This is a genomic window from Mesorhizobium sp. M4A.F.Ca.ET.022.05.2.1, assembly GCF_003998845.1.
Lineage (GTDB): Bacteria > Pseudomonadota > Alphaproteobacteria > Rhizobiales > Rhizobiaceae > Mesorhizobium.
The window spans coordinates 1-12403 of sequence record NZ_RZOJ01000153.1 but is presented as its reverse complement, the minus strand read 5'-3'; the positions used below and the strand labels follow the sequence as shown (position 1 = coordinate 12403).

General features: G+C 65.5%; 8 protein-coding genes and 2 pseudogenes. 4 read left to right on the top strand and 6 right to left on the bottom strand.

Annotation, left to right across the window (positions count from 1 at the left end; all coding sequences use genetic code 11):
* Positions 1–965 (bottom strand): annotated as a pseudogene (locus EN745_RS17775) (PQQ-binding-like beta-propeller repeat protein); the annotation flags it as partial.
* Positions 966–1200: 235 nt separating this feature from the next.
* On the opposite strand from EN745_RS17775, the gene EN745_RS17770 reads away from it, so the two are divergent.
* From EN745_RS17770 to EN745_RS17760, 3 genes are all read left to right on the top strand, one after another.
* Complete coding sequence (locus EN745_RS17770; RefSeq protein ID WP_127421879.1) at positions 1201–2841, top strand: helix-turn-helix transcriptional regulator; 1641 nt, start codon at positions 1201–1203, stop codon at positions 2839–2841.
* A gap of 137 nt (positions 2842–2978) precedes the next feature.
* On the top strand, positions 2979–4259 hold the full coding sequence (locus EN745_RS17765) for an FAD-dependent oxidoreductase (protein ID WP_245487759.1): 1281 nt from the start codon (positions 2979–2981) through the stop codon (positions 4257–4259).
* 128 nt (positions 4260–4387) lie between these two features.
* On the top strand, positions 4388–7078 hold the full coding sequence (locus tag EN745_RS17760) for a UvrD-helicase domain-containing protein (RefSeq protein WP_127421878.1): 2691 nt from the start codon (positions 4388–4390) through the stop codon (positions 7076–7078).
* A gap of 6 nt (positions 7079–7084) precedes the next feature.
* Here the strand turns inward: EN745_RS17760 and EN745_RS17755 are convergent, their stop codons facing one another.
* The 5 genes and pseudogenes from EN745_RS17755 to EN745_RS17735 all read right to left on the bottom strand — a co-directional run bounded on the left by EN745_RS17755 (position 7085) and on the right by EN745_RS17735 (position 12070).
* Positions 7085–8131 (bottom strand): ABC transporter permease, encoded by a 1047-nt coding sequence (locus EN745_RS17755; protein ID WP_126053933.1) that lies wholly within the window; start codon positions 8129–8131, stop codon positions 7085–7087.
* Positions 8128–8925: an ATP-binding cassette domain-containing protein gene (locus tag EN745_RS17750; RefSeq protein ID WP_126053932.1), complete on the bottom strand. Its 798-nt coding sequence runs from the start codon at positions 8923–8925 to the stop codon at positions 8128–8130. Before EN745_RS17750 ends, EN745_RS17755 begins: the two co-directional genes overlap by 4 nt.
* A gap of 89 nt (positions 8926–9014) precedes the next feature.
* Positions 9015–10020: pseudogene (locus EN745_RS17745) on the bottom strand (substrate-binding domain-containing protein).
* A 116-nt stretch (positions 10021–10136) separates the two neighbouring features.
* Entirely contained in the window at positions 10137–11045 is a 909-nt protein-coding gene (locus EN745_RS17740) for a sugar phosphate isomerase/epimerase (RefSeq protein ID WP_127421877.1), read from the bottom strand.
* Positions 11042–12070 carry a Gfo/Idh/MocA family oxidoreductase gene (locus EN745_RS17735; RefSeq protein WP_127421876.1) on the bottom strand — a complete coding sequence of 343 codons (1029 nt, stop codon included), beginning with the start codon at positions 12068–12070 and terminating at the stop codon, positions 11042–11044. Before EN745_RS17735 ends, EN745_RS17740 begins: the two co-directional genes overlap by 4 nt.
* 196 nt (positions 12071–12266) lie before the next feature.
* On the opposite strand from EN745_RS17735, the gene EN745_RS17730 reads away from it, so the two are divergent.
* The coding region (locus EN745_RS17730) for a LacI family DNA-binding transcriptional regulator (RefSeq protein ID WP_145992059.1) at positions 12267–12403 on the top strand (137 nt) is incomplete at its 3' end.

The window sequence follows — 12403 nt, the reverse complement described above, 5'->3', positions numbered from 1 at the left end:
GTCGAATAGTAGTAGCCCGACTTCGGATACGGCATGTTGGCGAGCAGGTTCAGCGTGCCGCCCTCCGCAAAGGAGGCACACACCTGTCCGTTCGCGGCGTCGAGCGCGATCAGCCGCGCGTCGGAGGTCGGCAGATAGACGCGCGCGGCGCATGGCTGGCCGGCGGCGATCTTGCCGTCGGCATAATAGGACACGCCGCGGCAGGTCTGGTGCTGCCGGTTGGGATCGAGCTTGATCTTCGGGTCGAAGCGCCATTTCTCCTTGCCGCTCGCCGCATCGATGGCGATGGCGAAATTATGCGGCGTGCAGATGAAGAGCGCGTCGCCGATCTTCAGCGGCGTCACCTGATAGGTCGTCTCGCCGATGTCGTCCGGACCCTTCACGTCGCCGGTGCGGTAGGTCCATGCCGGCTGCAGCGAAGCGACATTGTCCACGGTGATCTGGTTGAGCGGTGAAAAGCGCTGGCCGTAGGGCGTGCGGCCGTAGAAGTGCCACTCGCCTTCCGGCACATTGCCGCCGAGATCTGCCGTCGGCGTCACCTTGTCGGCGTTAAGCTCGCCGGCAATGTCCCTGGGATCGGCGGTCATCGAATAGCCGGCCACGGCCAGCGAGGCCAGCACCGCCAGGATCAGCGGCGCGCGCCCGTCTGGACCGCTAAGCCCTCGCCTCGCCCATGGTGTCAAAAGCCACAGCGCCAGGAGCACGATGACGCCGCCGCGCGGGCCCAGATCCCACCAGTCGAAGCCCGCTTCCCAGACCGCCCAGCACAGCGTGCCGATCACGATCGCGGCATAGAGCCAGAGCGCAATGGAATTGCGCCTGAAGAGCAGCAAGGCGGTGATGAGGAAGGCAAGGCCGACGATCACGTAGTACCAGCTACCGCCCAGCACCGCCAACTGGATGCCGCCGCCGCCGAGAACCAGACCGATGAGAGCAAGGACCACAGCGGTGAGGATAGTTGCCACAACGACACTCCTTCATGCGCAGCAGACGGGCGATCGAAAACCGCTGTCACGAAGCACAACCGTAACGCGCCTTCGATTCTGTTTCATCTCGCCGCCGCAGTTTTCGGCCCCCCCGCGTGCGGTGTCAAATCAGCACGGCATAAAGTAAGCATCACCCCGGCCGCTCACGCCGACTTGACGAAGCCTGGCATCTGCCATTCTTCTGCCAGCTATTTGGCAATGCTATGCTTTGCCGATGAAAGCCGAGGCCGCCTTGCTGCTGGAACGGGCCCGTCACGCCTATGAGCAACGGGACTGGGCGGATGCGTTTGAGCTGTTGCGTGCAACGGACGATCTGGCACCGCTGGTCCCGGACGATCTGGAACGGCTACTCTGGTCGGCCGCCATGCTCGACCGCGACCAGGACAGCCTGGCCGCCGGAGACCGTTTGTTCGAGACCTATGTCGAAGCCGGCCGCTACGACCGCGCGGCGTATTGGGCATTCTTCCGCGGCTTCCGGCTTCTGGCCTTGGGCGAGGAAGGCCACGCCAGCGCCTGCATCCAGCAGGCTCAGCGCCTGGCCGACGGCTTCGGCCGCGAATGCGCCGCGCATGGCTATTTGACGCTGCTGGCGGCCCAAAAGGAGCTCATGACGGGAAATGATCCGGCGGCGGAGCGGCTGGCCAGCCAGGCGCTGGCGATCGGCGAGCGCTGTTGCGACGTCGACCTCGTCGCCTTCGCCAGATGCTATCTCGGCCGCGCGCTTGTGCGGCAGGGCCGGATCGACGAAGGCATCGCCTCGCTCGACGAGGCCATGCTGCCGGCGGTCGACGGAAAACTTTCGCCCATCGTCACCGGCCTGATCTACTGCAACCTCATCGCAGCGTGCCGGCAGGTCTACGCGCTCGACCGCTCGCGCGAATGGACCGAGGCGCTATCGAACTGGTGCGGCGCGCAGCCGCAGCTCGTCCAGTTCAACGGCGTCTGCCTTTTGCACCGCGCCGAGATCATGGAACTGAACGGCGCCTGGCAGGATGCGATCACGGAGGCCCGCCGCGCGACGAAGTCATTGGCCCATACGACCGCCAGCGAGGCGGCGGCCGGCGCGGCCTGTCAGGAGGCCGAAATCCATCGTCTGCGTGGCGAATTCGCCGCCGCCGAGGACCTTTACCGCACCGCCAGTCGGCTCGGGCTCGAACCGCAGCCCGGCATGGCGCTGCTGCGGCTGGCGCAGGGCCGGGCCGAACAGGCTGCGGCAACCCTTCGCCGCGTGCTCGCCACGACCAAGGCTCCACTCGGCCGCGCCCGCCTGCTGCCGGCGCGGGTAGAGATCATGATCGCAGCCGGCGCAATCGAGGAGGCACGCGACGCCTGCCAGGAGCTGGAAGCGATCGCCACCCGTTTCGCGACCGACATCCTGGCGGCGATGGCCTCGCAGGCGAGAGGCGAGATCGACTTGCACGAAGGCAGCGCCGCGACCGCGCTCGGCCATTTCCGCGCCGCGCTGACGACCTGGCAGCGTGCCGGCGCTCCCTATCTCGAGGCGCGGCTGCGCGTGCTTGCAGGGCAGGCCTGCCGCATGCTTGGCGACGAAGACGGCACCGAGCTCGAATTCGATGCCGCCCGCGCCGTTTTCGCCACGCTTGGCGCCGCGCCGGAACTTGCCCGCGTCACGGCTCTGGTCGGGCCGGCCAGTTCGCGCCCGCACGGCCTGACCGGGCGCGAGATCGAAGTCCTTGGCCTGGTCGCCACCGGCAGGACCAACAGGTCGATAGCGACCGAGCTCGGCCTCAGCGAAAAGACCATCGACCGGCATCTCAGCAACATCTTCGACAAGCTGGCGGTCAACTCGCGCGCCGCCGCGACAGCCTACGCCTTTCAGAACGGGCTCATCTGACCCAGAAAAACATCTGACCTGAGGGCATGGGGGAAAATCCCCATCGCATTTTCTTCCGCCGTGAGGTGTCTCCCCGAAGCGCCGCCGCGCCGTTCCGCTATTTCTGGTCCATGACTGACGAACCAAATGGAGCGATCATGACCCCGACTTCGACATCCGGACCGGCCACGATGCAGGGAATGCGCGGCCGTCACAACATTCGCATCGCCGAGACCAGGACACGCGCCGGCACGCTGCTGGAACCGGGAGCGGCCTTCATGCATCTGGAGGCCGATGCGCTGCGGGCAACCGGCAGCGATATGCCATCAGGCGACGAAACGCGGCCTGCTCTGAGGGAAGAACATGTCGACGTCGTGGTCATCGGCGCCGGCCAGAATGGCCTTTCCGTTGGCTATCACCTCGCCCGCAAGGGGGTGAAGTTCGTCATTCTCGAGGGCCGCGAACGCGTCGGCGACATCTGGCGCTCGCGCTGGGATTCGCTGCGCCTGTTCACGCCGGCGCGCTTCGACGGTCTGATCGGCATGCCCTTCCCCGCTGCCCGCTATTCATTCCCGACCAAGGACGAGATGGCCGACTATCTCGAGGCCTATGCGCGGAGGTTTGCCTTGCCGGTGCGCACCGGCGTCAAGGTCGACGAAGTAACCCGCTCCGGCAAGCTCTACATCGTCACGGCCGGCCAGACCCGCTACATCGCCAGGCACGTCGTCGCCGCGGCCTCGAGCTACCAGAAGCCGAAGATCCCGGATTTCGCGGCGTCGCTCGATCCGTCAATCCGGCAACTGTCCTCGAGCGCCTACAAGAATCCCGTGCAGCTCAATCCGGGCAGCGTGCTTTTGGTTGGCGCCAGCAATTCCGGCGCTGAAATAGCCATGGATGTCGCGCGCACGCACCAGGTCTGGCTGTCGGGCCGCCACCCAGGCCACATCCCGGTCGCCTACAATGGCTCTTTCGCGATGCGCGCGGTCCTTCCGTTCGTCTTCCGCATCGTTTTCCACCGTCTGCTTACGGTCGACACGCCGATGGGCCGCAAGGCGAAGCCGGGGCATCTTTCTCATGGCCTGCCGCTGATCCGGGTCAAGCCGCAGGATCTGGACGGCGCCGGCGTCCGCCGGGTCGCCCGCGTCGCCGGTGCCCGCAACGGCAAACCGCTGCTCGACGACGGCCAGCTTCTAGACGTTTCGAACATCATCTGGTGCACCGGGTTCCGGGCCGGGCTCGATTGGATCAAGCTGCCGATCTTCGACGACAGCGGCCGGGTCAAGCAATATCGCGGTGCCGTCGAAGGCGAGCCGGGACTGTATGTCTGCGGCCTGCATTTCCAGCATTCGCCCTCCTCCACCATGATCCATGGCGCGGCGCGCGATGCCGGCTACGTGGCCGACAAGATCGGCGAGCGCATGCGGGCACCCGCCGGATAAGGCACGACAAGGATTTGAGGCAATTGCCGAGGCCGAAGAGACACCGCGCTCGGCAAATCCTGTCGCTAACCAGAACAAAACGGAGACACTTCTGGTCTTTCGCTGCCGAATCACTACATTCGGGGGCAATGTCCGGGTTTTCGGAAGACATGCCCTTCTTTGACGAACCGAATGCGCGGCCCACAGCAGCCCCGTCCGGCATAGCTGCGCGCGCCATGGCCGCCCGCAGCGGCCAAAACAGCGCGCCCGATTATCTGAAGGGGCTGAATCCCGAGCAGCGGCTGGCTGTCGAGACAACCGAAGGCCCTGTTCTGGTGCTGGCCGGCGCCGGCACCGGCAAGACGCGCGTGCTCACCACGCGCATCGCTCACATCCTCGCCACCGGCAAGGCCTTCCCCTCGCAGATCCTTGCCGTCACCTTCACCAACAAGGCCGCGCGCGAGATGAAGCAGCGCATCGGCCATTTGATCGGCGAAGGCAGTGTCGAGGGCATGCCCTGGCTCGGCACCTTCCACTCGATCGGCGTCAAGCTGTTGCGTCGCCATGCCGAGCTTGCCGGTCTCAAATCCGATTTCACCATCCTCGACACCGACGACGTGGTGCGTCTGATCAAGCAGCTCATCCAGGCCGAGGGGCTGGACGACAAACGCTGGCCCGCCAAGCAGTTCGCCCAGATGATCGACGGCTGGAAGAACAAAGGGCTCGGCCCCGCCGACATCCCCGAGGGCGACGCCCGAAGCTTCGCCAACGGCAAGGGCCGCGAACTCTACAAGGCCTATCAGGAGCGGCTGCAGACCCTGAACGCCTGCGATTTCGGCGACCTGCTCTGCCACCCGATCCGCATCTTCCGCGCCTATCCGGACGTGCTGAAGGACTATCACAAGCGCTTCAAATACATCCTCGTCGACGAGTACCAGGACACCAACACCGCGCAGTACATGTGGCTGCGCCTGCTGGCGCAGCGGCCGCAATCCTCCCCCCTTGAGGGGGAGGTGCCCGCGAAGCGGGCGGAGGGGGTCGCCGCAGAAGGCACCGCCCGGTCATCGAGCACAGGGGCGTCGAGCACTGCCGCGAGGACCCCACCCGACCGGGCTTCGCCCGGCCACCCTCCCCTCAAGGGGGAGGGGAATTCCCGCCCGGCCACCGTCAACATCTGCTGCGTCGGCGATGACGATCAATCGATCTATGGCTGGCGCGGTGCCGAGGTCGACAACATCCTGCGCTTCGACAAGGATTTCCCCGGCGCCACCATCATAAGGCTGGAGCGCAACTACCGCTCGACCGCGCATATCCTCGGCGCCGCGTCGCATCTCATCGCCTTTAACGAAGGCCGCTTCGGCAAGACGCTGTTCACCGACCGAAACGACCCCGAAGACGACAAGGTGCATGTCCATGCCGCCTGGGATTCGGAGGAAGAGGCGCGCGCCGTCGGCGAGGCGATCGAGGCCTACCAGCGTCAGAAGCACAATCTGAACGACATGGCGATCCTGGTCCGCGCGTCCTTCCAGATGCGCGCCTTCGAGGACCGCTTCATCACGCTCGGTCTGAACTACCGCGTCATCGGCGGCCCACGCTTCTACGAGCGCATGGAAATCCGCGACGCGCTGGCCTTTTTCCGCGTCGTCGCCAACAGCGGCGATGACCTCGCTTTCGAGCGCATCGTCAACGTGCCGAAGCGCGGGCTCGGCGAAGCCACCATCCGTCAGATCCACGACACGGCGCGCGCGCTCCGTATCCCGATGCTGGAAGCTGCCGGCAACCTCGCTGAAAGTGACGAGCTGAAGCCGAAGCCGCGCGCCGCCCTGCGCGAGGTCGCGGCAAATTTCGAGCGCTGGCAGAAGGCGCTGGAGACCACGCCACATACCGAGCTCGCCGAGACCATATTGGAAGAGAGCGGCTACACCGACATGTGGAAGAACGACCGCTCGGCGGAAGCTCCGGGGCGGCTGGAAAACCTCAAGGAGCTTGTCCGCTCCATGGAGGAGTACGAATCGCTGCGCTCCTTCCTCGAACATGTGGCACTGGTGATGGAGGCGGAGCAGAGCGAGTCGCTCGACGCGGTCTCGATCATGACGCTGCATTCGGCCAAGGGCCTTGAATTCGAGACAGTCTTCCTCCCCGGCTGGGAGGAAGGACTCTTTCCCCATCAGCGCGCGCTCGACGAAGGCGGCCGCTCCGGGCTGGAGGAAGAGCGCCGCCTTGCCTATGTCGGGCTGACGCGGGCGAAGAAGAACCTGCACATCTGGTTCGTCTCCAACCGCCTCATCCATGGCCTCTGGCAATCGACGATCCCGTCGCGCTTCCTCGACGAATTGCCGGAAACCCATGTCGAGATCGCCGAGAGCGGCAATTCCTATGGCGGCTACGGCAACAACTATGGCGGCGGCTCGTTCGCATCCGGGCGCGGCGGCCGGCAAAACCCCTACGGCGCCTCGCGCTTCGACAATGTCGGCGAGGAAAAATCCTTCTCAAACACCTATTCGACGCCGGGCTGGCAGCGCGCGCAGGCCAACCGCACCGAGGCCACCGACCGCAACTGGGGCACGCGCTCCGGCCACCAGGTCGAGCGCATCGGCTATGGCGAGACGGACTCAGGCTACGGCGCCGGCCGCACCTCGGTCAAGGGCCGCACCATCGACGGCGAGCTGGTCGCCAAATCCGTCGCCGACAAGCCGTCGGCCTTCAGCGTCGGCGACCGCGTCTTCCACCAGAAATTCGGCAACGGCAACATTGCGGCAATCGAAGGCAACAAACTGACCATCGACTTCGACAAGGCCGGCCAGAAACGCGTTCTGGACGGGTTTGTCACCGGCGTTTGAGTAGCCTCACCGATACCGCGCCTGGTTCCATTTATGGCCGAGCAGCGACAGGATGATGATTAGCCCGTTGAAGAACTGCACGTAGAAGCCGCTCAGCCCCGCCGCCACGACACCGGTCTGGATGAACGACACGGTCACCGCGCCGATGGCGCCGCCGACCACCGTGCCGATGCCGCCCCAGGTCGGCGTGCCGCCGACGAACACCGAGGCCAGCACCGGCAGCAGATAGCCGTCGCCGGCCGTTGGCCACCAGGTGAAGTTGATCATCACCGAGAAGGTGCCGGCGATCGCCGCCCCGATGCCGGTGAAGACGAACACCTTGACTTTGACGCGCTTGACGTCGATGCCCATCTGCTTGGCGCTGTCCGGATTGTCGCCGACCACCCTCACCTGCGCGCCGAAGCGGTGGCGGTTGTAGAGCAGCGCCGAGAAAACGACGAAGGCGATGGCCCAGAAGATCTGCACCGGGATGCCCCAGAGCTGGCTCGAGAAGATCTTGTAGGCTGAGCTGTCGGCAAGGCCGGTCAGCGCCGTCGACCTGCCCTCGTTGATAATCTGGATCAGGCCGCGCAGCAGGAAATTCATGCCGAGCGTGGCGATCAGCGACGACAGTCCGCCATAGACGACCAGCGAGCCGACTAGGAAGCCGAGCAGCGTACCGGTGACCAGCGCGGCGGCGATGCCGAGGAACGGATCGTAGCCGGCCTGCACGACCAGCGCGAAGACCCATGAGGCAAAACCCATCGTCGCCGGGAACGACAGGTCGATCTCGTCGCAGGTGACGACGAAGACCAGCGGCACGACCACGAACAGCGCAACGGGAAGCGTCGTCAGCACCGAACTGTAGAGATACCAGGTGGTGAACACCGTCGGATTGGCGATGATGAACACCGCCATCATGAAGATGAACACGCCGAGCGTGCCGAGCGCGGCGCGGTTGTCGATGACGAAGCCGCGCAGCCAGTGGTCGGATGGATGGCTCCATTCCTTGCCTGCCTGGCCGCTTGTTCTTCCCAGGGGAGATTGCAGATCGGGTTCCATGGCCTTGCTCATCGCGCTCCCTGCTCCGCTTCGCCCGCCTCGTGCAGTCCGGGCAGGCCGCCCGGATGCGCCACGTCTTCCATGAAGTTGATGAGATCTTCCGCCGACTTGATCTGGCTGCGGTCGGCGGTCAGCGCCACCTTGCCGCGGTCGAGCACCACGAAGCGGTCAGCAATGTCGAATACGTGGTGGATGTTGTGGCCGATGAACAGGATCGAGCGGCCGCTCGCCCGCACCTGGCGCACGAAGTGGAAAACCTTGGCGGTCTCGGTCAGCGACAGCGCCGTCGTCGGCTCGTCGAGGATGATCAGCTCTGCCTGCTTGTAGATGGCGCGCGCGATCGCCACGCCCTGGCGCTCGCCGCCCGAAAGCTGGCCGACGATCGAATGCGGCGTGAACACTTTCGAGGTGAAGCCGATCTCGCGCATCAACCGGCTTGCCTCCTCGATCTCCTTGCCGACCTTCAGCCAGCCCATGAAGCCGGTCAGCTCGCGGCCCATGAAGATGTTGCGCACGATCGTCTGCTGCACGGCCAGCGCCCGGTCCTGGAACACCGTTTCGATGCCGGCGTCGCGCGAGCGCGCCGCGCTCCATCCGCTGACCGGCTTGCCGCGCACCAGGATCTCGCCGCTGGTCGGCTTGACCACGCCTGACAGGATCTTGATCAGCGTCGACTTGCCGGCGCCATTGTCGCCGATCAGGCCGACCACCTCGCCGCGGTCGACGCTGAGGTTGACGCCGCCAAGCGCATAGACCTGGCCATAGGACTTCTTGATGTCGCGCAGTTCGATGATGCGTTCGCCCATGCGATCCTCGCTCGGATTGTCTGTCTTGCCGGCCTCCTCGCCGGCGGTCCCGCCGGCCGGGCGAAATCCCGGCCGGCAGCCTTGGGAGGTCAGCGCAGCGCCTGCTTGGCCAGCTCGGCGACGATCTTGCGGCGTGACGAAGCCGGCGCCGGTGTCGACATTCATCGGCGCGAGGCCCAGCACCACCTGCTGGCAGAGGCTGAGGATAGGCAGATAGCCCTGCATGAACGGCTGCTGGTCGGCCGTCAACTGCACCCAGCCACCCTTGAAGCCCTCGACGATCTGCGGGCTGGTGTCGAAGCCGAAATTGAAGATCTCGCCTGCCTTGCGCCCCGCCGCCTGCATGTAGGTCGGCACGTTGCCCAGCATCTGTCCGCCGGGATAGCCAACCGCCTTGACGTCGGGATGGTTGAGCAGTGCCGCAGTGATCACCGGAATGGCGAGGTTGGGGTCCGACGCCCATTCGCCGCTCGGCGGCGAGGACAGCTGGATGACCTCGACGCCGGCCTCCTTCAGCGCCGCGACCGTGCCGCGCTCGCGCGCGCCGCGGCTCTCGTTTTCGAACGGGCCGATCATGATCGCCTTGTCGCCGGCCTTGAGCCCGGCCAGCTTGAACGCCTCGGCGCCGAGCGCGCGGCCCTGCTGCTCCTGCTGCGCGCCGACATAGCCGCCGCCGAACGCCGCCACCACCTTCGGCACCGGCACGTTCTGGTACATCATCTTGATGCCGTCCTTGTGCGCCTGCTCGGCCAGCGGCATGATCGCGGCGTCGCCCGGATGGCCCATCATAGCAATGCCCTGGGGCTTGACCGCAACCGCCTCGCGCAATTGCTGCACCATCTTCTCGACGTCCCACTGGGAGAAGATGTAGTCGACCTTGGGGCCGAGATCGGCCGCCGCCTGCTTGGCGCCATTATAGACGATGGTACCGAAGGCGTCGCCCTCGGCGCCGCCGACGAAGAAGCGGATGTGGACGTCCTTGCACCATTGGGCGTCGAGCGCCTGCGCCGGCAAGGTGGAAATGGCGGCGGCAAGCGCCGTGGCGGCGGCCACGACAGTCGTGCGCAGTAGTGTCGTTCTCAACGCGATGCTCATGCACGTTCCTCCCTTTGTTTCCTCGCCAAGCGAGGGTTTTCGACATTCGTTTCGGCAGTGCGCCGCAAAACTGGCCGGCCGGCTCCTCCCGCCGGCCACTCACGTCAAATTTGGCCTCACATCGGATTTGGCAGGTAGCTGGCACCTCCCCTGCATTGCTTGAGATAATCCAGCGCGCGCACTTGCCCGGTGATCTCCAGGTCGTCGCGATAGACCGGGTCGTGCCAACCCTCGATGTCGATGGCGCCCTTATAGCCGGACAGCCGCAATTCGCTGATCACCCGCGTCCAGTCGCTGTCGCCGAAGCCCGGCGTGCGCATCTGCACGAAGGGCAGCCGGCCGAACACGCCGTGCTCGCGGATGACGTCCCAGCGCACGGTGGCGTCCTTGCCGTGGACATGGAAGATGCGCGGCGCCCATTTGCGGATCTGCGGCATCGGGTCGATCAGGTAGACGAGCTGATGGCAGGGTTCCCATTCGAGGCCGAGATTGTCATCCGGCAATTCATTGAACATCAGCTCCCAGGCGTCGGGATTGTGGGCGATGTTCCAGTCGCCGGCAGCCCAGTTGCCGTCCATGGCGCAATTCTCGAAGGCGATGCGCACGCCCTTGTCCGCGGCGCGCTTCGCCAGCGGCCCCCAGACCTCGCGGAAGCGCGGCAGGCTGTCGGTCAGCGGCTTGCCGCGGATGCGGCCGGTGAAGCCGCTGACCGTGGAAGCGCCGAACAGATGCGCATGGTCGATGACCGTCTCCCAGGCCGCGAGCACGCCGCGATCGACCTCGCCGCTCTCCAGCGGATTGCCGAACACGCCGATCGACGAGATGGTGACGTCGGCATCGCCGATCGCCTCGCGGATCTGGCCGGCGAGCCGCGGCAGGTCCTTGCCGCCAAGCGTCTGCCAGAAGAACGGCTGGATGCTCTCGAAACCGAGCGGCAGGATCTGTTTGATGTAGGCCGCCGGGTCGTCGAGATTGGCCCTGACCATGGTGCCGATCCTGATGTCAAGGAGCGGGTTTGCCATCATTGCGCTTCCCTGGCGATCGCAACCCTGCGTCCGGTCTCGGCGCTTTCGATCGCGCCGAAGACCATGGCCAGGCTGTTGATGTTGTCGGTGCCGCGCGTTTCCGGCTCGGTGCCGGTCTCGACCGCATGCATGAAATCCCTGATGATGCCGAGATGACCGTCGACGCGGTCGGATGCGTCGAGCGGCGGCACATCGATCGGCTGGGTTTTGTCGAACAAGCCGTCGCGGCCCGGCGTCACAACCTCCGCCTTAAGCCCGTCAAACCCGTCCCAGAGCAGGCTGCCGCGCTCGGCGACGATGCGCCAGCTTCCTTCCCAGCTGGTCCGGAAGCCGTCGGCGCACCAGCTGCCCGCATAGGTGAAGACCTTGCCGCCGCCGAAATCGAAGACGGCGCTGGCCGACGATCCCTGCCGGTACCAGGAACTGGCCGGCTCCCACTCCTGGCAGTAGACGCTGGCCGGCTTGCCGGCGGCCATGTAGCGGGCGGCATCGAAGGTGTGGATCGCCATGTCGAGCAGCAGCACATGCGCCATCTCCTCGCGAAAGCCGCCGAAATGCGGTGCGACGAAGAAATCGGCATGGATGCTGGTCGGCTTGCCGATGGCGCCCGAGTCGAGAAAGCGACGGATGCGCCGGACATTGGCGACATAGCGCCGGTTCTGCACGACGGCATGAACACGCCCGGCGCGACGCGCCGCCTCGACAATGGCGCGGGCATTGTCCGGAGTGTCGGCCAGCGGCTTTTCGGTGAGCAGATGGCAGTTGTGGGCAAAGGCCGAAAGCGCGACGTCACGGCGGGCGGCGGGAACGACGACGTCGAACACTGCGTCAGGCTTGGTCTCATCGAGGACGGCATCGAGGCTGGTGCCGATGACGGCCCCGGCAAGCCCGTATTCGCGCGCTCTCGCCTGCGCCCGTTCGGCGTCGAGGTCGACTAGGCCGGCAATCGTCAGCCCGTCGATCTGCCTCGCGGCATCGAGCCACTGCCTGCTCATCGCTCCGCAGCCGGCCAGGACGACCTTCATCCAGCGCTCCTCCTCCGCTCGACCCCTCCAGGCCGATCGTCACGGCATCCACGGCATCACCGTAAACGTTTTTCCGTAAACGTTTACGAGAACACACCCGATAGCGTAGAATGTCAATCGGCTGTTTGCGAAAATCATGCCAAAGCCTTGGCCTGAGCGGCAGCCAGTGCTAGCCAAGGCAGGGGGAGAACCGTCCTTGGCGTCCAGCATCCACGACCTTGCGCGTCACCTGAACATTTCGATCGGCACCGTGTCGCGCGCGCTGAACGGCCGCGCCGACGTCAATGCCGACACACGCCAGCGCGTGCTGGATGCGGCCAAGAAGCTGAACTA

Bases quoted from the DNA above. Each gene is read 5' to 3' on its own strand.
- EN745_RS17770 (WP_127421879.1), top strand. From the start codon at position 1,201: ATGAAAGCCGAGGCCGCCTTGCTGCTGGAACGGGCCCGTCACGCCTAT.
- EN745_RS17765 (WP_245487759.1), top strand. From the start codon at position 2,979: ATGACCCCGACTTCGACATCCGGACCGGCCACGATGCAGGGAATGCGC.
- EN745_RS17760 (WP_127421878.1), top strand. From the start codon at position 4,388: ATGTCCGGGTTTTCGGAAGACATGCCCTTCTTTGACGAACCGAATGCG.
- EN745_RS17755 (WP_126053933.1), bottom strand. From the start codon at position 8,131: ATGAGCAAGGCCATGGAACCCGATCTGCAATCTCCCCTGGGAAGAACA.
- EN745_RS17750 (WP_126053932.1), bottom strand. From the start codon at position 8,925: ATGGGCGAACGCATCATCGAACTGCGCGACATCAAGAAGTCCTATGGC.
- EN745_RS17740 (WP_127421877.1), bottom strand. From the start codon at position 11,045: ATGATGGCAAACCCGCTCCTTGACATCAGGATCGGCACCATGGTCAGG.
- EN745_RS17735 (WP_127421876.1), bottom strand. From the start codon at position 12,070: ATGAAGGTCGTCCTGGCCGGCTGCGGAGCGATGAGCAGGCAGTGGCTC.